This is a genomic window from Pseudohongiella spirulinae, from assembly GCF_001444425.1.
GTDB classification, from domain to species: domain Bacteria; phylum Pseudomonadota; class Gammaproteobacteria; order Pseudomonadales; family Pseudohongiellaceae; genus Pseudohongiella; species Pseudohongiella spirulinae.
This window is the reverse complement of record NZ_CP013189.1, coordinates 410,608-433,191: the sequence shown is the minus strand read 5'-3', so window position 1 is coordinate 433,191 and position 22,584 is coordinate 410,608. Positions and strand designations below refer to the sequence as shown.

19 protein-coding genes and 2 pseudogenes are annotated in these 22,584 nt (G+C 53.8%); 11 read left to right on the top strand and 10 right to left on the bottom strand.

The window, feature by feature from the left end; translation table 11 throughout:
* Nucleotides 1–3: 3 nt before the first annotated feature.
* The 4 genes from hemB to ubiD all read left to right on the top strand — a co-directional run bounded on the left by hemB (nt 4) and on the right by ubiD (nt 4,429).
* A complete protein-coding gene (gene hemB, locus PS2015_RS02140) occupies nt 4–1,008 on the top strand; it encodes a porphobilinogen synthase (RefSeq protein ID WP_335338249.1) in 1,005 nt (334 codons plus the stop codon).
* Nucleotides 1,009–1,084: 76 nt separating this feature from the next.
* Nucleotides 1,085–1,411, top strand: coding sequence for a thioredoxin TrxA (gene trxA / locus PS2015_RS02135; protein WP_058020620.1), 327 nt, complete (start codon nt 1,085–1,087; stop codon nt 1,409–1,411).
* A gap of 280 nt (nt 1,412–1,691) precedes the next feature.
* Nucleotides 1,692–2,951, top strand: coding sequence for a transcription termination factor Rho (rho, locus tag PS2015_RS02130; protein ID WP_058020619.1), 1,260 nt, complete (start codon nt 1,692–1,694; stop codon nt 2,949–2,951).
* Nucleotides 2,952–2,965: 14 nt separating this feature from the next.
* Nucleotides 2,966–4,429, top strand: a complete 1,464-nt coding sequence (gene ubiD / locus PS2015_RS02125) for a 4-hydroxy-3-polyprenylbenzoate decarboxylase (RefSeq protein ID WP_058020618.1) — start codon at nt 2,966–2,968, stop codon at nt 4,427–4,429.
* Between the two features lie 261 nt (nt 4,430–4,690).
* Here the strand turns inward: ubiD and PS2015_RS02120 are convergent, their stop codons facing one another.
* The 4 genes from PS2015_RS02120 to hemC are packed head-to-tail and all read right to left on the bottom strand — an operon-like array spanning nt 4,691 to nt 7,886.
* Nucleotides 4,691–4,933, bottom strand: a complete 243-nt coding sequence (locus tag PS2015_RS02120; protein WP_058020617.1) for a heme biosynthesis HemY N-terminal domain-containing protein — start codon at nt 4,931–4,933, stop codon at nt 4,691–4,693.
* A gap of 4 nt (nt 4,934–4,937) precedes the next feature.
* A complete protein-coding gene (locus PS2015_RS02115) occupies nt 4,938–6,131 on the bottom strand; it encodes a uroporphyrinogen-III C-methyltransferase (protein ID WP_058020616.1) in 1,194 nt (397 codons plus the stop codon).
* Nucleotides 6,132–6,137: 6 nt separating this feature from the next.
* Complete coding sequence (locus PS2015_RS02110) at nt 6,138–6,926, bottom strand: uroporphyrinogen-III synthase (RefSeq protein WP_058020615.1); 789 nt, start codon at nt 6,924–6,926, stop codon at nt 6,138–6,140.
* 27 nt (nt 6,927–6,953) lie between these two features.
* Entirely contained in the window at nt 6,954–7,886 is a 933-nt protein-coding gene (hemC, locus tag PS2015_RS02105) for a hydroxymethylbilane synthase (RefSeq protein WP_058020614.1), read from the bottom strand.
* Between the two features lie 125 nt (nt 7,887–8,011).
* Here hemC and argH point away from each other — a divergent pair, with 125 nt between their 5' ends.
* Entirely contained in the window at nt 8,012–9,424 is a 1,413-nt protein-coding gene (gene argH / locus PS2015_RS02100; protein WP_058023096.1) for an argininosuccinate lyase, read from the top strand.
* A 104-nt stretch (nt 9,425–9,528) separates the two neighbouring features.
* Here the strand turns inward: argH and PS2015_RS16000 are convergent.
* From PS2015_RS16000 to PS2015_RS02090, 3 genes and pseudogenes are all read right to left on the bottom strand, one after another.
* Nucleotides 9,529–9,879, bottom strand: a pseudogene (locus PS2015_RS16000) (response regulator); the annotation flags it as partial.
* Between the two features lie 105 nt (nt 9,880–9,984).
* Nucleotides 9,985–10,617 (bottom strand): annotated as a pseudogene (locus tag PS2015_RS15995) (sensor histidine kinase); the annotation flags it as partial.
* 752 nt (nt 10,618–11,369) lie between these two features.
* A complete protein-coding gene (locus PS2015_RS02090; protein ID WP_082627909.1) occupies nt 11,370–12,083 on the bottom strand; it encodes a response regulator in 714 nt (237 codons plus the stop codon).
* Between the two features lie 166 nt (nt 12,084–12,249).
* Here PS2015_RS02090 and lptM point away from each other — a divergent pair, with 166 nt between their 5' ends.
* The 6 genes from lptM (at nt 12,250) to PS2015_RS02065 (ending at nt 20,176) form a co-directional block, all read left to right on the top strand.
* Nucleotides 12,250–12,441: an LPS translocon maturation chaperone LptM gene (gene lptM / locus PS2015_RS15990; RefSeq protein WP_082627908.1), complete on the top strand. Its 192-nt coding sequence runs from the start codon at nt 12,250–12,252 to the stop codon at nt 12,439–12,441.
* Nucleotides 12,401–13,657 (top strand): diaminopimelate decarboxylase, encoded by a 1,257-nt coding sequence (gene lysA / locus PS2015_RS02085; protein WP_058020611.1) that lies wholly within the window; start codon nt 12,401–12,403, stop codon nt 13,655–13,657. Before lptM ends, lysA begins: the two co-directional genes overlap by 41 nt.
* Nucleotides 13,658–13,754: 97 nt before the next feature.
* Complete coding sequence (gene dapF, locus PS2015_RS02080) at nt 13,755–14,621, top strand: diaminopimelate epimerase (protein WP_211271221.1); 867 nt, start codon at nt 13,755–13,757, stop codon at nt 14,619–14,621.
* The gene (locus PS2015_RS02075; RefSeq protein WP_058020610.1) at nt 14,605–15,279 is read left to right on the top strand and encodes a DUF484 family protein; all 675 of its coding nucleotides are present in this window, start codon (nt 14,605–14,607) and stop codon (nt 15,277–15,279) included. Before dapF ends, PS2015_RS02075 begins: the two co-directional genes overlap by 17 nt.
* Before the next feature lie 4 nt (nt 15,280–15,283).
* Nucleotides 15,284–19,333 (top strand): glycosyltransferase, encoded by a 4,050-nt coding sequence (locus tag PS2015_RS02070; RefSeq protein WP_058020609.1) that lies wholly within the window; start codon nt 15,284–15,286, stop codon nt 19,331–19,333.
* Between the two features lie 6 nt (nt 19,334–19,339).
* Complete coding sequence (locus PS2015_RS02065) at nt 19,340–20,176, top strand: phytanoyl-CoA dioxygenase family protein (RefSeq protein WP_058020608.1); 837 nt, start codon at nt 19,340–19,342, stop codon at nt 20,174–20,176.
* Here PS2015_RS02065 and PS2015_RS02060 read toward each other — a convergent pair whose 3' ends face one another.
* The 3 genes from PS2015_RS02060 to PS2015_RS02050 are packed head-to-tail and all read right to left on the bottom strand — an operon-like array spanning nt 20,177 to nt 22,576.
* Nucleotides 20,177–21,148, bottom strand: a complete 972-nt coding sequence (locus PS2015_RS02060; RefSeq protein ID WP_058020607.1) for a glycosyltransferase family 2 protein — start codon at nt 21,146–21,148, stop codon at nt 20,177–20,179.
* Complete coding sequence (locus PS2015_RS02055; protein WP_058020606.1) at nt 21,145–22,050, bottom strand: glycosyltransferase family 2 protein; 906 nt, start codon at nt 22,048–22,050, stop codon at nt 21,145–21,147. The genes PS2015_RS02060 and PS2015_RS02055 overlap by 4 nt, the downstream gene beginning before the upstream one ends.
* Nucleotides 22,037–22,576: a hypothetical protein gene (locus PS2015_RS02050; protein ID WP_058020605.1), complete on the bottom strand. Its 540-nt coding sequence runs from the start codon at nt 22,574–22,576 to the stop codon at nt 22,037–22,039. Before PS2015_RS02050 ends, PS2015_RS02055 begins: the two co-directional genes overlap by 14 nt.
* Nucleotides 22,577–22,584 lie beyond the last annotated feature (8 nt).

The following is a 22,584-nucleotide window of genomic DNA, read 5'->3' as shown; positions in this document are numbered from 1 at the left end:
TTTGTGTCTGATCTTAACCTGTTTCTGGCCAACCGTATGCGACGCATGCGTCGTGATGAGTTCAGCCGTCGTCTGATGCGCGAAACCCGACTGACCACCGACGATCTGATTTTCCCCATGTTTATCGTCGAGGGCAGCGGCCAGCGTCAGGAAATTCCCTCCATGCCCGACATCGTTCGTTTCAGCATTGACGAGCTGCTCAAAGAAGCAGCGGAACTGGTTGAACTGGGTATACCGGCCATCGCCTTGTTCCCTTCGCCTGCCCAGGATACAAAAACGCTGACCGGCGAAGAGGCCTGGAATCCGGACGGCCTGGTACAGCGCGCCGTCAGAGCGTTAAAGTCAGAGTTTCCTCAACTGGGCATCATAACCGATGTCGCGCTCGATCCTTATACGACACACGGACAGGACGGGATCATTGATGAAAGCGGATATGTGCTTAACGATGAAACCGTCGAAGCACTGGTAAAGCAGGCCCTGTCCCAGGCCGAAGCCGGGGCTGACGTTGTCGCGCCTTCTGACATGATGGACGGGCGCATAGGCGCCATCCGCGAAGCGCTTGAAGACCATGGCTTTATCTACACGCGCATTATGGCGTACTCCGCCAAATACGCATCAAGCTACTATGGCCCATTCCGTGACGCCGTTGGTTCCAGTGGCAACCTGGGCAGCGGCAACAAATACACCTACCAGATGGATGTCAGTAACAGTGATGAGGCGCTGCACGAAGTCAGCCTCGACCTGGCTGAGGGCGCCGATATGGTAATGGTTAAACCGGGCATGCCCTATCTGGACATTGTTCGACGGGTGAAGGACGAATTTGGCGCACCAACCATGGTGTATCAGGTCAGCGGCGAGTACGCCATGCATATGGCGGCAGCGCGCAACGGCTGGCTGGACGAAGATGCGGTTGCCATGGAATCACTGGTCTGCATCAAGCGCGCGGGCGCTGATGCCATTCTGACCTATTTCGCCAAAAAGGCTGCCCGACTTCTGCAAAGCACTTGAATCCTGATTTTTAGGCCTTATGATAGAAGCGAACATTCATTCGAGTTACCCAAGACGTTAACACAAGGAATTTTTTATGAGCGACAAAATCGTTCACACTACCGATGCAAGTTTCGAGCAGGACGTCCTGAAAGCTGACGGCCCGGTCATGGTTGATTTCTGGGCAGAATGGTGCGGCCCCTGCAAAATGATTGCGCCGGTACTGGATGAGCTTGCTGACGAGTATGACGGCAAACTGACTATCTGCAAGCTGAATATCGATTCTAATACCGAAACAGCGCCACGCTTTGGCGTGCGGGGCATCCCAACACTGATCGTCTTCAAGAACGGCCAGGTAGCTGGCACAAAAGTCGGCGCCCTGTCCAAATCACAGCTGGCTGCGTTTATTGACAGCGTTATTTAAGCATCAGTCCGATCAAGTTTGTGACACCCCGACAGTCCGGCTGGCGGGGGTCACAAATAAATACACTTTTTACTAGACACCGCTCACAGAAGCCATTATATTCGGCTTCATTCCCTGCGCGAGCAGAGCGAAATCCAGTCTCTTGCCTGACTGACACTAAGCCTTAATCTAATAAACCAACCGGCATCCCAGGCCAGTAACAATACTATTGTAATTATTGACCATGGCCGCGCTGCCAACTTCAGATCCTCTGTATCCAGAATCAAGTAAACCTTAGCCTATGAATCTCACCGACCTCAAAACCCAACCTATCGCCAAATTGCTCGAAACTGCCCAGGAAATGGGACTGGAAAACCTCTCCCGGACCCGTAAGCAAGACATCATTTTTGCCATCCTCAAGAAACACGCCAAAAATGGCGAGGATATCAGCGGCGATGGTGTGCTTGAAATCCTGCAGGACGGCTTTGGTTTTCTGAGGTCAGCAGATTCATCCTATCTGGCCGGCCCCGATGATATTTATGTCTCGCCCAGCCAGATACGCCGCTTTAATCTACGAACCGGCGACACGATTTCGGGCAAGATTCGCCCACCCAAAGATGGTGAACGTTACTTCGCCCTGCTCAAGATCTCTGAAGTCAACTTTGCAAAACCCGAAAATTCCAAGCAAAAAATTCTGTTTGAAAACCTCACCCCACTGTTCCCCACTGAGCGCCTGCGACTGGAGCTCGGTAACGGCAGTACCGAAGATCTCAGCGCCCGCATTATTGACCTGACAGCCCCCATCGGCAAAGGCCAGCGCGGCCTGATCGTATCGCCACCCAAAGCCGGTAAAACTCTGTTGCTGCAGAACATCGCGCAGTCCATTACCCGCAATAATCCGGAATGTCGCCTGATCGTTCTGTTGATTGATGAACGCCCGGAAGAAGTCACCGACATGCAGCGCTCAGTGCGAGGCGAAGTGGTTGCCAGCACCTTCGACGAACCGCCGGCACGACACGTTCAGGTGGCAGAAATGGTGATCGAGAAAGCCAAGCGCCTGGTCGAACACAAAGAAGATGTCGTGATACTGCTCGACTCTATCACTCGCCTGGCACGCGCCTACAACACCATCGTGCCGTCTTCAGGCAAAGTTCTGACCGGTGGTGTGGACGCCCACGCACTGGAGCGCCCCAAGCGCTTTTTTGGTGCCGCACGTAACCTGGAAGAAGGCGGCAGCCTGACGATCATTGCAACCGCCCTGGTAGAAACCGGTTCCAAAATGGACGAAGTTATCTACGAAGAATTCAAGGGAACGGGCAACATGGAGATCCATCTGGATCGCAAGATTGCCGAAAAACGCATCTACCCGGCCATTAATGTGCGCCGCTCCGGCACACGCCGCGAGGAACTGCTGACTGGCGAAGAAGAGCTGCAACGCATGTGGATTCTGCGCAAGATCCTCAGCTCCATGGAAGATGTACAGGCAGCTGAATTCATCATTGACAAGCTGAAGGATAGCAAGACCAATGAAGAATTCTTCAACATGATGAAAAGAAAGTAACTGACGCTGGCTTTATGGCATTCAAAGATCTTCGGGAATTTATTGCGCTACTGGAAGCTGAGGGCGAGCTGAAGCGGATCACGGTACCAGTGGATCCGGTGCTGGAGATAACCGAGATCTGTGATCGCACCCTGCGTGCTGGCGGCCCGGCTTTGCTGTTTGAGAATCCGAAAGGATCAGACATTCCCCTGCTGGGTAATCTGTTTGGCAATACGCGCCGCATTGCGCTGGCCATGGGGCAGCAAGATGTTGAAGGCCTGCGTGATGTCGGCAAACTGATGGCTTTCCTGAAAGAACCGACCCCACCGAAAGGCTGGCGTGATATCTGGGAGAATCTGCCCACCTGGAAAAAAGTGCTGAATATTGCACCTAATGTCCGCAAGAATGCACCCTGTCAGGAAGTTGTGATCGACGAATCAGATGTCGATCTATTCAAGTTACCCGTACAAACCTGCTGGCCGGGCGATGCCGGACCACTGGTCACCTGGCCACTGGTGATTACACGTGGGCCGGAAAAAGAACGACAGAATCTGGGCATTTACCGCATGCAGCTGATCGGCCGAAACAGGCTGATCATGCGCTGGCTTTCCCATCGCGGCGGAGCGTTGGATTTCCGCGACTGGCAGCTCAAACACCCTGGCGAAGGCTTCCCGGTGTCAATTGCCATTGGTGCTGACCCTGCAACCATACTTGCAACTGTGACACCTGTCCCGGACACTTTGTCTGAATACGCCTTCGCTGGCCTGTTGCGCGGCAGCAAAACAGAGGTTGTAAAATGCCTGACTAACGATTTACAGGTACCGGCCAGCGCCGAGTTTGTATTGGAAGGCGTCATCGAGCCTGGTGATATGGCCGACGAAGGTCCTTTCGGCGATCACACCGGTTATTACAATGAAGTTGACAGCTTTCCGGTATTTACGGTCAAAAAAATTACTCACCGCAAAGACCCGATTTATCACAGCACTTATACTGGCCGGCCGCCAGACGAACCCGCCATGCTGGGCGTGGCATTAAACGAAGTATTTGTGCCGCTTCTACAGAAACAGTATCCCGAAATCATCGACTTCTACCTGCCGCCAGAAGGCTGTTCCTATCGCCTGGCCGTAGTCAGCATTCGCAAACAGTATGCCGGCCATGCCAAGCGCGTCATGATGGGTGTCTGGTCTTTCCTGCGCCAGTTCATGTACACCAAATTTGTGATCGTGGTTGATGAAGACGTCAACATCCGCGACTGGAACGATGTTATCTGGGCAATTACCACCCGCATGGATCCAACGCGCGACACGGTGCTGATCGACAACACCCCCATCGACTACCTGGACTTTGCCTCACCGGTTTCTGGCCTTGGCTCAAAGATGGGCCTGGACGCCACCAACAAGTGGCCAGGCGAAACTGACCGCGAATGGGGCACGCCAATCACCATGGACGCAGACGTAAAAAATCGCATCGACGACCTGTGGGATCAGCTGGGCATCTGAACACCCCTGGGGACGGAGGCCGTCTCTGACCCCCCTTCCACTTCCAGCGATTGAGCGTGCCGGCACAGAGCGAGGCAGCATCCATTCAGGCCACGCTTAGCGCAGCCCAGGATTTCCGATCAAGCGCGAGGCCTGTCTGAGTCCCGAGCGGCGCAGCCGCGAGGTCGAGTTCCGCAGCGCCGGAAATCCTGGGCTGCGCTGTGGCCGGATGCCGCCCCGCTCTGTGCCGGCACGCGGACAACCACTGAATTTAACAGGGGGTCAGAGACGGCCGCTGTCGCCGGATCTGAACCAGCGCATCGGGTTCAACCACCTCAGCAAGCTGACGAGCAGCTTGAACAGCACCACCAGCAGTATCACCGCAACCAATAGAGCAAACAGGCTGGTTTCGAAGGTGTGGTTGCCGTAAGCGATCAGGATGTAGCCGGGATCGCGGGTCAGCTGGATGGCCAAAGCCACGCCGGCCACCAGTGCAAGCAAAACCAGAAAGAAGGTCTTCTTCATGGTTTTACTCCTGACTGTCCGCGGCAGCGGAAGCCGAAGCCAGTTGGTTGATCAGGCTGGCGGTGACGCTCAAATCAGGCAGCTCTGCGCTGAGCTGTGCCTGATTGAGCGTTTCAAGTTCGGCCAGCATTGCCTGCGCCCGGGGATTACCCTCATCCACATAACGGGTGATGACATTGCCCAGCTGCCGCAACGCCTGCTGATACATCGCTTCATCTGCCTGCACCACTGCCAGTCGTGCCTGTTCCAGTTGCAGCATCATCTGTTGTTTCAGCAATTGTTCCTGATCCGGCTGCAGAAAGGCCGGCTGGCTGCGATCTACTTCGCGCCACACGAATACAGTCCGCAGCAGATCAAGAGCGGCATTCAGCCAGCTCTGCTGAACACCGTCGACACTCGTCCGCCCTTGTTGCCATTGCTGCTGAACACCATCAACATAGGCGTCCTGCTGAGACGAAGCGAAAGATAATTGTTGCAGGCGATCGCCCAGTGCAATTAACTGTTCTGCGACTGCAACTCTATTGGGCAAGCGAGTTTCCTGCAGCGCGCGGATATCCTGTTGTACATTCTGCCGTGCGGTGGTGGCCAGGACACTTTCCTGCTGCGCCAGCAGCTCATCAATGGTATTGAGCAGCAGCAGTGTCGACGCCACATCAGCTTCCATGACCAGTTTGCGTTGCGCCAGCCGCATCAGATAGGCCGCCTCGGCACTTAACCAACGCAAATCGCGCCGTTGCAGGTTCGCCACCTGTCCCTGCAGCGCAGTCACTACGCCAGACACGTCCTGCATATCGCGGCTGATCTGCTGCTGCAGACGATTCAGACGCTGCTCGTCACGCTGCTCAGCCGCATCCACATCAGCCAGTGTCTGCTGCAACACCGCTTCACTGTCACGCATTCGGTTCAGCTGCGCCTCGAAATCCGCATCCATTGCCTGCTGCGCATCAGCCAGTTGCTGTCTGAGCAGCTGATTGTCCTCGCGTAATTGCGTAAACGTCTGTTCATAACTTTGCTGCGCAAGCCATTGTTGATAGACAAACCAGCCGCCGCCAGCGCTCAGGGCAAGTACCACCATAAACAGCAACAACAACGGCCAGACCGGTACGCGCGATGCCCGTCTGGGCGCCTGATTCAGCCGACCGATTTCGTTCAACACCTGAGATGTATCAACAGGCTTGCCTTGCTCTTCTTTGGACATCGTCAATTACCCTGCAGTCAAAACCAGCTCATTGAGACTGCGCAAAATAAATTCGTCGCTGGCACCACCTGTCGTGATCACACGACTCAGACCCGCATCCAGAGCACGCTGACGCACCCTTTCTGAAGGCACCAGCAACGGTATGGTCTGCACCACGTCCAGCTTGTGATGCAGCGAGTGCAGCAAGACATCAAGAATCTGTGCACTCGTCACAACTATAGCGTTAACATGACATTCAGTAATCATTTCCGCCACCGCATCACTTGTGTAGTCGGGTGTGTGGCGATGATACAACTCAATGTAGTCGACCTGCGCCCCTCGCTCACGCAGTGTTTCTGCAATAAGTTCGCGGCCACCTACGCCGCGGAATAGCGCTACCCGCTGGCCGTGAATATTTTTTAGTCCCGGCAACGCCAGCAGATCCTCGCTGGTCACTCCTTTGTCAGAACAATAGACTGGCCAGCTGAAGGCTTGCAACGTTTCTGCGGTCGTTGGCCCAACCGCATAAGCCGACAAACCTTTGGGCAACTGCGGCCAGTAGCTGTCGATCCACTCCATGCCAAGGCGGGCGGCATTGGTACTGACAAAAATGGCCATCTCATATCTATCGAGATCGATAATCCGGGCTTTGATCTGCTCGTGCAGCTCTGGCTCAGAGACCGGCTCGATTTCGATAAGCGGCATTTCGCAGACCCGACCACCCCGCTGCTCAATTGCGCGCGCCAGGCTATCAGAACGCCCTGCCGGGCGAGTGAGCAACACAGTCAGGCCAGCAAGCTGTTGATCTCCACTCATTGTCAGTCCGCTCTTACTATTGGAGTCCTATTGCTCAGCGTATAACTCTGCCAGTATTTTGTCAGCCCCCTGCGCCAGCAACTCTTCCGCCGCCGCAATGCCAATTGCCTCCGCATCGCTGCGATGGCCGCGCTGTTCTGTGCGCAGTACCCGGCTACCGTCCGGTTCGCCGACCAATCCACGCAGAAACAGATCATCTCCCTGCAGCTCGGCATAACAGGCGATTGGCACCTGACAGCCACCCTGCAATCGGCGGTTCATGGCACGCTCGCACAAAACACGATCAGCGGTATCCTGATCGTGTAGCGGACTCAGCAGGTCAATCACTCGTTGGTCATTATTGCGACATTCGATACCCACAGCGCCCTGGCCACCGGCCGGCAGGGAGAGCTGATCGGGAATAAACTGGGCAATGCGCGACTCCAGCTTCAGTCGCAACAGACCTGCGGCTGCCAGCACAATGGCATCAAATTCTCCGCTGTCCAGTTTGCCCAGACGGGTGCCGACATTGCCCCGCAAGGTCCCAATCTGCAAATCCGGGCGACGCTCTTTCAGTTGGCACTGACGGCGCAAACTGGCGGTACCAACTCGGGCGCCCTGCGGCAGCTCCTCCACACTGGCATAGTGGTTCGAGACAAAGGCGTCACGCGGGTCTTCCCGCGGACAGATGACCGGCAGAAACAGACCGTCAGGGAACTCCATGGGCACATCTTTCATTGAGTGCACGGCAATATCAGCCTCACCCTCTAACATGGCCACTTCCAGCTCTTTCACAAACAGGGCCTTGCCACCAATTTTCGCCAGCGGAGTATCCAGGATCTTGTCGCCCCGGGTTGCTATACCAACCAACTCCACCTGCAAATCGGGATTGCGTGCCATCAACTCATCGCGCACATACTCGGCCTGCCACAGCGCCAGCGGGCTGCGGCGGGTTGCTATGCGAATCACATTCGAACTCATATCGTTTCCGGTCTGTCCGTTTTTCAGAAAATGTCAGACGCCATTCTACGCCAAATCATGCTCAAATGCGCCCCGTGCAGGCCCCGTGCTATAATCCGCCGCTGTTTCCAATGCAGGTGATTACCATGAGCCAGTCAGACAATCCCGCCAGGCAGAATTCACACACATTATGGGGCGGGCGATTCTCCGAGCCGACCGATGAGTTTGTGCAACGATTTACCGCATCGGTGAATTTCGATCAGCGCATGTACAACCAGGATATCAATGGCTCGCTGGCCCATGCCCGCATGCTTGAGCAGGCCGGCATCCTCACGAACGTTGAATGCCAGGCGATTATCGACGGACTGGAGAGCATCCGCGCCGACATACGTGACGGCAAGTTCAGTTGGTCTGTGGCTCTTGAAGATGTGCACATGAACATAGAGTCAGAGCTGACCAAACGCATCGGGCCAACGGGCAAAAAACTTCACACAGGTCGTTCAAGAAACGATCAGGTGGCCACCGATATCCGCCTGTTTGTGCGTGATGCAATTGATGTGCTGGCCTCTGAACTGACCCGTCTGCAATACGCCCTGGTGGACCTGGCCGAACGCGAAGCGGCCACTATAATGCCCGGCTTTACCCATTTGCAAACTGCCCAGCCGATAACATTTGGTCATCATCTGATGGCCTGGAATGAAATGCTGGATCGGGACTACAGCCGCCTGCTGGATTGTCGCAAACGCTTGAATGTGTCGCCGCTGGGTGCCGCCGCGTTGGCAGGCACCAGTTTTCCGATTGACCGGCACTTTACTGCCGGGCAACTGGGTTTTGACATGCCCAGTCGCAACTCGCTGGACTCTGTCAGTGACCGTGATTTTGCCATCGAGCTGGCCGCCTGTGGCAGCCTGTTGATGACTCATCTGTCGCGATTCTCTGAGGAGCTGGTACTGTGGACCTCGACCCAGTTTGATTTCATCGATCTGCCCGACAGATTCTGCACCGGCTCATCTATCATGCCGCAGAAGAAAAACCCGGACGTGCCAGAGCTGGTGCGCGGCAAAACCGGACGAGTGAATGGCCACCTGATTGCGCTATTGACGCTGATGAAGTCACAACCGCTGGCCTACAACAAGGACAATCAGGAGGACAAAGAACCCCTGTTTGATCTGCTGGACACATTGCTCGACTGCGTGAAAGCCTACGCCGACATGGTACCGGCCATCACGGCCAAAAAGGAAAACATGTATCTGGCCGCGAAAAAGGGATATGCAACAGCTACTGATCTGGCGGACTATCTGGTGAAAAAGGACATGCCTTTCCGTGATGCGCACGAAGTTGTCGGCAAGACGGTAGCCTATGGTCTGCAGCAGAACAAAGATCTGAGCGAATTGTCACTGTCTGAGCTAAGGCAGTTCTCTGACAGCATAACTGAGGATGTTTTCGAGGTGCTGACCCTTGAAGGCTCAGTTGGTGCGCGCAATCACATTGGCGGAACGGCCCCTCAGCAAGTACTGGCAGCGGTTGCTAATTACCGGATTCTTTTGCAGCAACGGTGACGTCTTGAGAACCCTGCTGTCAGGAGAGGATCCATCCTCTCCGCAACGTCCGATGTTGTTTTCAGCATGGCAGGGATTCTGACACAGGCACTAAGCACACTCCATTAGCCAGATGGGTCATTGAGCCCATCCACAAGTGCTTCCAACAGGTCTTTGGCGTCCACCGGCTTGACCAGCACATTAAAACCGGCGTCACGGATCTGACCCAGCCGTGTGCTGTTGGCATTGCCTGTCGCCATAATGATGCGCTCTCTGGGCATGATATCTGCCAGCCGCAAGGCGATATCAAGCCCACTCAACTGGTTATCCAGCATATCGTCCAACAGCACCAGATCAAAACGCCCGCCAGAGCTCATCAGTCGATCAACCTGCTCGGACGATGTCGCACGCGTGGTATGACAGCCCCATGTCTGCAGCAACACGGTCAAGGCATCCAGAATCGATTCGTCATCATCCACAACCAGCACATCCCGGTTCTGCAGACGGGAATGATCAGGGCGTATCACGGACTCTGTTGAAACGCTTCTCGGACTCTCTTCAACGATGGCGCGCAGGGGTATGAGCACTGAAAAGTTGCTGCCAACACCGCGCTCTGATTTCAGACTCACCGTCAGATCAAGCAATGAGGCGATGCGCTTTACAATGGCCAGACCCAGGCCGGAGCCTTTGCCTTTACTGCGCGACGGGTTACTGATCTGGTAGTAATCCTGGAATATCCGCTCCTGATCCGCCAGTTCGATGCCAACACCAGTATCAATAACGGAAACTACCAGCCCGTGACGAAGTCGCCGAGTCTGAATACTGATGGCACCCTTTTCGGTGTAGCGGACTGCATTCACGACCAGGTTGCGCAGCATTCGTTCCATCAACAGCATATCTGAACGAACAGTGACCGGGGCGACATACAGATGGATAGCCAGATTTTTTTGCTCTGCCTCCTGTTTTGCCGCATCAGCAATATTCTTGAGCATAATATCCAGCCGGAATTCGGTGACATCGGCTGCCACCACGCCGGCATCGAACTTCGACAAATCCAGCAGACTGTTAAACTGCTCATGCAGAATAGTGCTGGTTTCATCAATTTTATCGACCAGCTCGATCATGCGCGGATCAGTACTCAGATGCCGCAGACTGCCCAGAAACAGAGTCATCGCGTGCAGCGGCTGACGTAAATCATGACTGGCGGCTGCCATAAAACGATTTTTTTCCTCGTTTGCCTTACGAGCCAGATTGAGGGCTTTCTCAATAATAAGCTTGTCCTTCTCCAGCTTGGCATTCTGAGCCAGGTTTTCATCTCTGATGCGAATCGACTCCGCAAAAACCTCTGCATTACGCCGGGCAAATTCTGTCAACAGGAACATGATGGCAGCGACCGCCACGGCGCCCTCGAATTCCGGAGACTGGAGAAAAAACAACAAGAACATCAGCACCTGGCCTAGATTGGCGACCAGCAAAAACGGGAAGCCCCTGGAATGAAACGAGGAGTTGGTGGTTGTACCAATGGCATAAATAAGGGTGAGCAGAATCAACGCGAATCCGGAACGGAGATTGGCATCCAGGCCTATCCACCAGACACCAGAACCGACAGCGAGACAACTAAGCAGCGAGGTGAAAAACAGCGTGATTTCATTGCGATACAACTCTGACACACCGGCCTGTTCCAGCCTGGCCACGATCCGGTGACAGACCAGAACCCGAATGATTGCCAGCGCAATGATGGAACCGACCCAGACGGCCAGATTCATCCTGGCAACCTCATCCCACAGTCCAAACAGGTAAACCGCCCCGGTGATCAGAATCAGCCAGAGTGATTTCTCCGACTGCGCGGCACGGATTCGCTGCGACTCTACTGCCCGGCTTGCCTGACTGCGATCCAGAGCGCTTTCAAACGGCGCGAAACCCGCAATATAGTCCAGCAATGCCAGGCGCCGGGAGAAGGCGCTCACTACCCGACCACCTCCTCATAGCGGGCGATCTGATCAGGCTGAATTCCCAATTTGGCCGTCGCGTAAACGGCCTCTGTGCGGTTTTGCACCCCTAATACACGAAACGCAACCGACAAATGGGCTTTTACCGTATGATCAGAAATCTCCAATTCTTTGGCGATAGTCTTATTTGACTTGCCCTGAACTGCCTTCATTAACACTTCGAACTGGCGTCGCGATAGCTGGGTGATCATGACATCACTTTGAGCCGCCATTTGCTGCAGTTGATCAAGAGCCTGCATTTGCGAAAGCGGTTTCAAGGCACTACCCGGCAGATAAATACCGCCCGACAGGACCAGACGCAGTGCCTCCACAAGACTCTCGCGCGACGAAGATTTAGGGATATAACCAGAGGCTCCCTGGTCAATAGTCTGGCGGATGATCCGGGGGTCTTCTTCACCGGACACCACCACCAGGGTCGCACTCTCGAAGATTTCCCGGCACTTATCCAACGCCTCCATACCGTTTACACCCGGCATGTAATAGTCCAGCAGGACCAGATCGAAGGGTGACAGCTCTGCCAGGCGCAGCGCTTCGTTTAATGAACCCGCTTCGTAATACTGAACTTTATCGTCCAGCACATGCAGCAGATACTTAAGCCCCTCCCGAAACAGGTCATGGTCGTCGATCAGCAATATGCGCACCCGCGCTCTCCCTTCTGTCGATGCCGTCATGTCTCACACCTTGGACGCCTAGCATACCTTTGTTTTGTGATTATTTTCCAGACCCGAACTTTGACATATCCAGTTGGGGCAAACGACTAGCCATTTGGGTTAGCATCTCAATACACGCTATAATCGCTCACCATTATCCAAATCAGACAGATCAGGACTTTTCAGAATGTCACCGGTAAGGTTAAAAACAGGGCTTGCCCTGGCAGTGGCTGCGGCACTGCTGGGGGCATGTGGCCAGAAAGGGCCGCTGCAACGTCCCCTGCCTATCCAGGAAGATCAGTCCGCTTATCTGTCGGCGCCACCCGAATCAGGAACTCATGACACCATTTCACTATCAGAACGACGAGCTATTTGCTGAAGACCTGCCTCTGTCCCGGATCGCAGACCAATTCGGAACCCCCTGCTACGTATATTCCCGAGCAGCCCTGGAAGACAATCTGCGGGCATATGAGCAGGCGCTGGGCGATATTCCGCACCTGACCTGCTTCGCCGTCAAAGCCAATTCCAACCTCGCGGTATTAAATATCCTGGCGCGCGCCGGGGCAGGTTTTGACATTGTTTCCGGTGGCGAATTAGCAAGGGTCTTGCGCGCCGGAGGGCAAGCCAGCAAAGTAATCTTCTCTGGCCTGGGCAAGACCGAGGCGGAGATTGAGCAGGCGCTCAAAGCGGGTATTTTGTGTTTTAACGTTGAATCAGAGCCTGAGCTGGAGCGTATTAATGCCGTCGCCGGCCGCTTGTCCATGCGCGCCCCGATTTCGCTGCGGGTCAATCCGGACGTGGACGCTGGCACGCATCCTTATATCTCCACCGGGCTTAAAGAGAACAAGTTCGGCATCGACATTGCCCAGGCATTGAATGTCTACAAGCACGCCGCGACCTTGCCTAATATTCATGTGACCGGTGTCGACTGTCATATCGGCTCTCAACTGACCAGTATTGCACCGTATCTGGATGCCATAGACCGGGTTCTGATGCTGATCGATCAACTGTCTGAGCACGGTATTGAGTTGCAACATTTTGATATTGGCGGCGGCCTGGGAGTGGTGTACCAGGATGAACAGCCACCCGCGCCACATGAGCTGATTGATGCTGTCAAGGCCCGGTTGGCTGACCGCAAACTTGAGCTGATTGTGGAGCCCGGCCGCTCTATTGCGGCAAATGCCGGTATATTGCTGACCCGTGTGGAATTTCTGAAACATACAGATCACAAACATTTTGCTATCGTCGATGGCGCCATGAATGATCTGCTGCGACCCGCCTTGTATGGCGCCTGGCAGGCCATAGAGCCAGTCAAGCTGAAACTGGCCGGTCAGCATACAGGTCATGCCTACGACATTGTGGGACCGGTGTGTGAGTCCGGTGATTTTCTGGGCAAAGATCGCTGGCTGGAAATCGCCCCCGGGGATCTGTTGGCAGTCCGTTCCGCCGGAGCCTACGGATTTGTCATGAGTTCCAATTACAATACCCGCAACCGCGCGGCAGAAGTGATGGTGGATGGCAATCAGGCGACAGTGGTGCGTAAACGTGAGACTATCGATTATCAACTGAGCCTGGAAAGCACATTGTCGGACTGATCTCATGAGCAAGCAAAAGCAACGTTCTTCACGCCACAGGCACCGACCTCGCAATGGCCGCGAAAGACGCCCTGCCGCGACGGAGCCGGAAGGCGTCATCACGCTGCCGTTTACCAAAATGCACGGTTTGGGCAACGACTTTGTGGTGCTGGACATGATTTCTCATCCGGTCAATCTGACCACCGAGCAGATTCGCCAACTGAGTGATCGTAACCTGGGCATTGGTTTCGACCAGATGCTGGTTATCGACGCGCCCCGACGACCGGATGCAGACTTTTCCTATCGCATTTTTAATGGCGATGGCACCGAAGTTGAGCACTGTGGCAACGGTGCACGCTGCTTCGCCCGCTATGTGTTGGAGCGCGGCCTGATTGCCAACGCACCGGTTCGTGTACAAACCGCAAACCGCCTGTTGGAATTACACGATGACGGCGATCATCAATACCGGGTTGATATGGGCGAGCCCGACTTCAACCCTGAATCACTGCCTTTTTCCGCCGAACCGGCCCTCGAATACAGTTTGCAGTTGCCAGAAGAAGTTCGTTTTTTTGCGGCATCCATGGGTAATCCTCACATCGTGTTGCTGACTGATAATTGCGATAAGGCACCGGTCCACGAACTGGGTTCCAAACTGTGCACACATTCTGCGTTTCCGCAGGGTGTTAATGTGGGTTTTATGCAGATAATCGATCGTGACAATATTCGCCTGCGCGTGCATGAGCGCGGCGCCGGCGAGACGCTGGCCTGCGGCACAGGAGCCTGCGCCGCCGTGGCTTGTGGAATCCGGGCGGGATTGCTCAATCACACCGTTCATGTCGAACTTCGCGGCGGTTCACTCAATATCAATTGGCAGGGCGAAGGCTATCCGGTATTGATGAGCGGACCTGCTGAATCTGTTTTCGAAGGCACCATAAAATTAACCATCACAGCAGACCAGGAAACCGCACATGGCAACAGACGTTAAATCGGCCAAAGCAATCAGCAACCCGGAATTGAATGCCGATGATGTTGCGGTCTACTTGAAAAATCATCCGGATTTTTTTACTGACCGTGACAGCCTGCTGGCAGATATGACGGTTCCTCATGAAAGCGGCAAAGCCATATCGCTACTGGAACGTCAAGTTAAAATATTACGCGACCGCAGCATTGAGTCACGTCACACATTAAACGAACTGTTGGAAAACGCACGCTACAATGATCAGTTGTTCAGCGTCACGCGCAATCTTGTTTTAATGCTGCTGGAAGAAAACGATTTAACTCACTTGTGCAGTGTGACCGAGTCCAGTCTGGGCACGCAGCCTGGCATTGACGCCTGTCGGCTGATCGTTCTTGACACACCTGAAGTAGCCGGCGAACTGCAATCCGCCTTCCCTGCAGTCTTCCGCAGCAAGAAGGTTGTTACTCAGGCGCTGGATAAAGCTGCCTCCAGAGTGCTGTTTCCGTCGACTGCCACGCCCCTTCGCTCTGCTGCCCTGTGCCCGGTGACTTATCATCGTGATCTGCTGGCCTTGCTGGTGATTGGCAATCACTCACAGGAATATTTCACGGCGGAGCTGGACACCCTTTTCCTGGACTTTATAGCCGAAGTTCTGGGCGCGCTCATTAATCGGCTGAACGCGTGAACGAATGACCACCGCAGACAGGTATACAACAAAACCGAAAGTCTCTGTTATTTGCAGAACGCTGTTTCGTGACACCCTGGCTCGAACGCTGGAGTCTGTTAATCGCCAGTCATGGCCGATAATTCAGTTGGTGCTTGTAGATGCCAGCGGCGAAGCAACCGAAATTCCGACCACCCTTGACACACACGTTGAAATCACTTTTGTCAGTAGCAAAAATCACCTCGATCGCCCGGCAGCGGCCAACGCCGGGCTCAATGCGGCCACGGGACAATACCTGCTTTTCCTTGATGACGACGACTGGATTGCCGATGATCATATCGCTCGATTAATCGAAGGCACCAACAATCACAAGGAGAGCCGCGTAGTCTACAGCGGCACATGCAAGGTTGATCCTGACGGCAACCCGACAGATGATGTGATCGCCGTGCCATTTGACATCACTGCACTGCGAAGAGACAACTTCATCCCCATTCATTCGGCACTTTTTCATCGCAGTTTGATTGATGAAGGCTGCCATTTTGACGAATCTCTATCAGTTTATGAGGATTGGGACTTCTGGCTGCAGTGCGCCGAACTGACCTCTTTCAGATTGCTGGATTATACGGGGGCTTTTTACCGGATCGGCGGTGACTCTCAGACCATGCTGGAAGAACATGCACAGCGCTATCAGGCCGGCCACATAATTGCCGACGCCCGAGCAAGGGTTCTGGACAAGTGGCGCCTGCATTGGACTGGAGAGCAGCTTAACGCTGTTATGGGTCTGATTGACCAGACACCGGCACTGAACAATATGCACGATGAATTGAAAATGGCTCACCGGTTGATCGGGGAACGCGACCAGCAGGTAAAGCAACTTCATGATGCCATGAAAATACAGCAGGCGGATTTCCAGTCTCAACTTGCCCGACTGCAAAAGGAATTTCAATACTTGCAGTCTGCGCATACTGACCTCAACCTTGCACACGAGCAACTTGATCAGGATCTGCGTGAGATCCTCAACTCGTTTTCCTGGCGCGCAATGGCACCCTACAGGTATCTCAGGCACAGACTAAATCACCTACTGGCGCAACGCCCCCGTCACGTCACAACAGTTGACACCCCAAACGCCATCAACGCAGATATCGTCCTGCCCGCTGATAACAGCCAGGTATACAGTTCACCATTTACCGTGCAGGCTTGGGCGTGGTCACCGCACCGGGTAACAAAAATCGAGGTTGCGCTGGACTCTCTCAAACTGCGCACTATCACCCAGCCAATCCACTATGCAACCCTCGGTGACGCTCAACGAATCGGTTTCACTATGCTGATTGACACCGACACTCTTGAAACTGGCCGCCATCAACTGACCTTGCACATTCATGACGATCTGCAGAATACACTGGAAATCAAACGCGGTTTTGTTTACCGGGATCCTGTAACGGTTTATAACCGCTGGCTGGAGCAGTCGGCAGCGTTTGCAACCAATACCGGACAATACCGCCGGAATGAACCGATAGCACCTCTGGCTGTGTTGTTGAATGCCGCCGATTTCGATCGTGCCCGGCCGGGCGATCTGGCAGCTACACTCAACTCACTCACGTCGCAGACTGAAAACAACTGGCAGTTGTTTCTAATTGGTTCTGCTGACATGACTGACTACAACACCGCCGGCCTGACGACACATCATTTTCAGACCCTACCCGAGGCGCTGGACGAAAATTTCTCGTACCTTATTCCCCTGCGTCCAGGGATAATTCTACAAAAGAACTACCTGCAATCCCTTGTTGACCATGCCAGCGAGCAGGTCGCCTTATTATATTGTGATCACGACCACGTCCATTCTGACGGGCGCAGATCAGCACCATGGTTCACCTGGCACTGGTCGCCGGAGCTGCTCGCTGCCCAAAATTATATTGGGGACACATTTGCCATTCATCGTCGCCTGCTGAAAAACGAGACAACGGTGCAGACTACTGACGACTGGCCTTACACGTTATTGTGCGAACTGGCACCTGCGATCTACAAGGACCAGGTTGTACGCATCGCAAGCATGCTCTGGTCGGATACCATGCCTCCCAAAAGCATGACCAATGAGATAAACGCCAGACCGACGCAGCCAGCCATTGAAGGTCGACCCAGAGTTTCGATAATCATCCCTACTACAGGCAATCTTACTTATCTGAAACCCTGCCTCGACACACTGGCGAACAGTGATTACCCCGAACTGGAAGTCATTGTACTGGACAACAGCCGAGGGAAACACCCAGAAGGCATTGAGTACGCTCAGCAACATAGTGCCCTGGTCATTGAATGCAATGAGCCATTTAACTGGTCCCGCCTCAACAACACTGGGGCAGATCGCAGTACCGGTGAGCTATTGCTGTTTCTTAACGATGATATTGAAATAACTCACGCAGACTGGCTGCATCACATGGTTCACCATGCGCTGAAAGACGATGTCGGAACTGTCGGGGCAATGCTGTTGTACCCAAACGGATCAATTCAGCACGCCGGCGTTTTCCTGGTCGACCATGGGGGCGGTGCACGCCATCTGTTTCACAGGCAGTTACCTGGCAAGGGTATTTATCAACAGTTGGATCAATGCGACCGGGAGGTTTCAGCCAATACCGGCGCCTGCCTCCTGATCCGTCGGGACAGATTCTACGAGCTGGGCCAGTTCGACGAAAAGTTGCCGATCGTAGGTAATGATATCGATCTATGTCTTCGCTGTCTGGATGCTGGCCTTCGGAACATTTGGACGCCAGCCAGCAAACTGATTCATCACGAAAGTGTCAGTCGCAAGAGCAAACCAATCGGTAAAGACGAAAAAAGCATGTGGCAGCGTTGGGGGCACAAGTTCAAAGAGGGCGACCCCTATTACAATCCGAACCTGCCACTGAACCGCGAAGACTGTTCCTTGGCCGAACTACCAATACGATCTGATCAATCATTGGGGCCGGGCGTCAACATGGTTGCATATATCCGCGCCAGCATGGGCGTCGGGCAGGCAGCCAGAGGCAACGCAGCCGGCCTGCAAGCAGCCGGGATTCCCTTCGGCATCATCAACTACGAGCGGGGCAATCCATCAAAGATGGACAACCTTCAGTGGCAGCATAAGGAAATCCGGGAGCCCATTTACGAGATTAATCTCATCCACATTAACGCAGACCATATAGGCGCAGCCATGGCCGACATAGGTATGGCGAAGTTCGCAGGAAAATACAATATCGGTTTCTGGGCGTGGGAAATGCAGGAGTTCCCCGACCGCTGGCTCGGCAGTTTCGACTTGCTGGACGAGATCTGGGTACCCTCGGCATTTGTCAATTCCGCGATCGCTGAGAAATCGCCGATTCCCGTGATCACAATTCCGCATATCGTTGATGTCGACATGCAAGGTGCCAGACGCTATCCACGCGACTGGTTTGGTATAGAGGAGCATGTTTTTGTGTTTGTAAGCATGTTCGACACTCACAGTATCGCGCAGCGCAAAAATCCTTTTGGTTCCATCCGTGCTTTTCAGAAAGCATTCGACGCTGATGATTCCAGTGTATGTCTGGTGGTAAAGATAAACAATGCTGATCAATCCAGTATAAAGATACTCAAGGAGTGCATTGCTGATTACCGGAACATTATATTGATAGACAAACACTTTGATCGTGCGCAAACAGATTCACTGATTAACTGTGCCGACTGTTACGTGTCACTGCACCATTCGGAGGGGTTCGGATATGGGCCGGCTGAGGCCATGTTCATGGGTAAAGTGGCACTATTGACAAACTGGTCGGGGAACACAGAATACATGCGCGCAGACAACTGTGTGGCAATTCAATACGAGTTAAAGCGTCTGAACAAGGATTACGGGCCTTATGATGCTGATCAATTCTGGGCTATACCCGACATCGGGCATGCAGCTGAAGAAATGGCAAAGCTGGCTGGCAACCCGGAACGCGCCCGCACAATAGGGGAACACGCTAAACAAACCATAGCCATGGAGTTTTCCCCAAAAGCTATCGGCGAGCGAATGAAAAAACGCCTGCTATCTATTGCCAGAATCAGAAACTCCAATAAAAGGTGATACATTATGTCTGAAAAGGGCTTCCTTACTGAAGGCCAGATCGCCGACTTTGAAAGTGATGGTTATGTCATTGTTGATTTTGGTTTTGAACCCTCCGTTCTTGATGAGCTGATAACAACACTGCACCCCTATTATAACCCTGAACATTTGAAGGCGCCGAGTTTCGGCGCCCGTATTCAGGATGCCTGGAAATTCGTCCAACCCGCACATTACCTGGCCACTCACCCAAATGTGTTAAGCGCACTTCAGCAGCTGTTTGGGCGCAAACCCTTACCATTTCAGACGCTAAACTTCCCTGTCGGGACGCAACAGGCGACGCATTCGGATATCATCCATTTCAATAGTGTGCCCTCAGGTCTAATGGCCGGCGTCTGGGTAGCCCTTGAAGATATCGATGAGAACAATGGACCACTGCGGTACTACCCAGGCTCACATAAACTGCCCGAAATCACCATGCAGGATGCCGGACTGCGTCCGGGATATGAGGACTACCCCGAATACGAGAGATTCATAGCACGGCAAGTCGAAAATAACGCACTGGAAGCCCGTACCGGCTTAATGCCAAAAGGTCATGCTCTTATCTGGCACGCAAACCTGCTGCACGGCGGATCTCTGCACATTGACCACTCTCGCTCACGTCACTCGCAGGTAACCCATTACTTCTTTGAAGATTGCACGTATTACACGCCCATGCATAGCACACCCGAAGAAAAGGCGGTTCGCAACCCTGAATGGATAGACCCGCTTAACTGGGAGAAACGTGAACCGGTGACTCCAAATGCTCTTCGCGAGCCCCCACAGCGCTCACTCCGAACCCGTCTTGTCGACTGGCTGCGCGGATAGTTACTTACGAAGACGATGCATGCGCCGGAACAAAATCCGCTGTCCCCACAAACTCTTGTTTGGCATGTCACAGATCAGGTCGAGGCAATGCCTGTCGTGAGCACTTAGCAGGGCTTCATACCTATCCCTGAACGCTGCGGCCTGAGCCGCACTGGCCCTGAATAGCTGCTGTGCCTGCAGTGATTGCTGTCGCGCAAACAGTCGACGAAAGAAGGAGAAATCAATTCTGAGTGGAATGTGTGCTCTGGCACCCAGTGTATTGGATCCGTGCTGCCGGTAGTCAACCAGTGCCCGGTGAATAAAACTCAACTGACCAAACCGGCTGGCGACCAGTGACAACCACCAATCGTGCATCATGGCTTGAGGCGGGACCGGCAAGGCATGTTCAAGTAACGCTCTGTTTAGCAGGGTGGTACATCCGGTTACAGTATTGCTGACCAACTGCGCAGGAAAAGAAATTTTATCGCTGTCCAGCCCCTGATAAGCAATTAAGGATGCAGCTAACTCTACACCCTTTTCATCGACAACCCTGAGATCGCTGTGCACCAGCACCGGTTGCTCAGGCGCGTCCCGCTCTACATCGAGCATCTGCTGCAGTGTGATCTGCAGTTTGTGTGGGTGCCAGGTGTCATCCTGATCGGCCAATGCGAAGTAACAGTTTCTGTCACTGTTTTGTAGTCCCGTATCCTGTAAAGCCAGCATCATCAGGCGGGAGAAAGACGCCGATGCCCCCAGATTCCCCTGGTCATCCTCGATACATTTAATCTGTTCGGGATAAGCATGAGCATAATCCCGCAATATCGCCAGCGAATTGTCCGATGAACCATCATCACGAACCCACAGACACCAGTCTGCACTTTCTTGTCGGATAATAGAATCAATCTGCTCCTCCAACCAGCGAGCGCCATTATAGACTGGCAGCAGCACGAGTATACGGTGTCTGTGCCGCCCGGCCGTCGATGACAGTGTCATTGCATAGCACCTGCGTCGCGGACTCCGCGGCTAATCTGCTGCCAGAATTCCTGTCGTCTGGAGTCGAACATCAGCACCCAGATTGACTTGAGTATCAACCTGAACAGATCTCGAATTCTCCAATCAAGCGGCGCGTACGGTTGACGACGCAAATGCAATCGGTTGCGAGTGGAGTAGTACGCCCGAAGGGGACTGTGTGAGACCATAATGCCCGATTTCACCAGTGGATTAGAGCTGCTTTCACCGATGCGATGATGGAGTTGAGCCAGATCAGTGCCGCACAGCGCATAGCCTCGCGACCTTGCTCTGAAACACCATTCAAGATCGATATTGTCAATAAAGTAGCTTTCTTTCATCAGCCCGACATCAGACAGCGCTGCAATGGACAGCAGGGTGCCCGAAGAAATCAGAAAGTCAGTTTCGAACAATGCCGGAGCCACCGGCGCATCAGTCCGGTACATGAACCTGAAACACCGAAATGGTGTTTTGCGCCCACTATCCGGATCGATCAGCCGCGGTCCGACAGCAGCAACTTTTTGGCTGACCTTTTGAGCACGCTGCCATGCCTGGCGCATCGCAGCACAGAAACCAGGCCCGATACTGCTGTCCTGGTCAAACAGCAACGCGAAACGATAGCCTTGCGCACGTACCTGCAATAAGCCGGCATTCATGGCGGCCGCCAGTCCCCTGTTCTCTGTCCAGCACTCAAGAGTGACATATTCAGTAAATGGTAGCAGGCCTTGACGCAACTCCGCCGCATTGGCTGAACCATTATCTATCACGATTACCGGACACTGTTGTTTTACCAGAGACCCGATCAGCGCCAATAGTTCATGTATCTCTGGCTGCCAGGTCACGATAACCGCGCACTGGCTGGTCACTTTTGCTTCAGGCGGGGACATCAGTTGCCACCGGCAGGCTGTCTGCACCTTGACCGCGCAGTTGCAGCAGGTAGTAGAGAATGGACAAGATACCGAACACCAGGCCGGCCACCACACCAATATCGATAATGCCTCGCCAGGGTTGAGGCAACATCCGAACCAGCAGCACAAAGCAGATAATCATTGAGGTCAGCGCGATTGAAGTCATTCGACGTCTGACTGTGGCATGAACATATCCCATGCAATACAGGGGAGCCAGCAGTACGTGAAGAGCTTGCGGATGTTTCGCCAGATAGTCAGCACGCACAACCACCCTGGGCGCAAACGCCTTGTGAAAACCTTTATATCCTTCGGCCCATACCATGTAGGCAAACCAGATCACCAACACCAACCAGTGATGAAGCCCCAGGCTCTGATAATCGACTTCCAGCGCTACCCCACCCAGACGCAGCACAGCAAATGACAGCAATGTCAGAATACCGCCCACACCCCAGATAAAACCCAATACGCCCACTGAATACTGCCCTGACAATGATAAAGCGAGCATTATAGCCG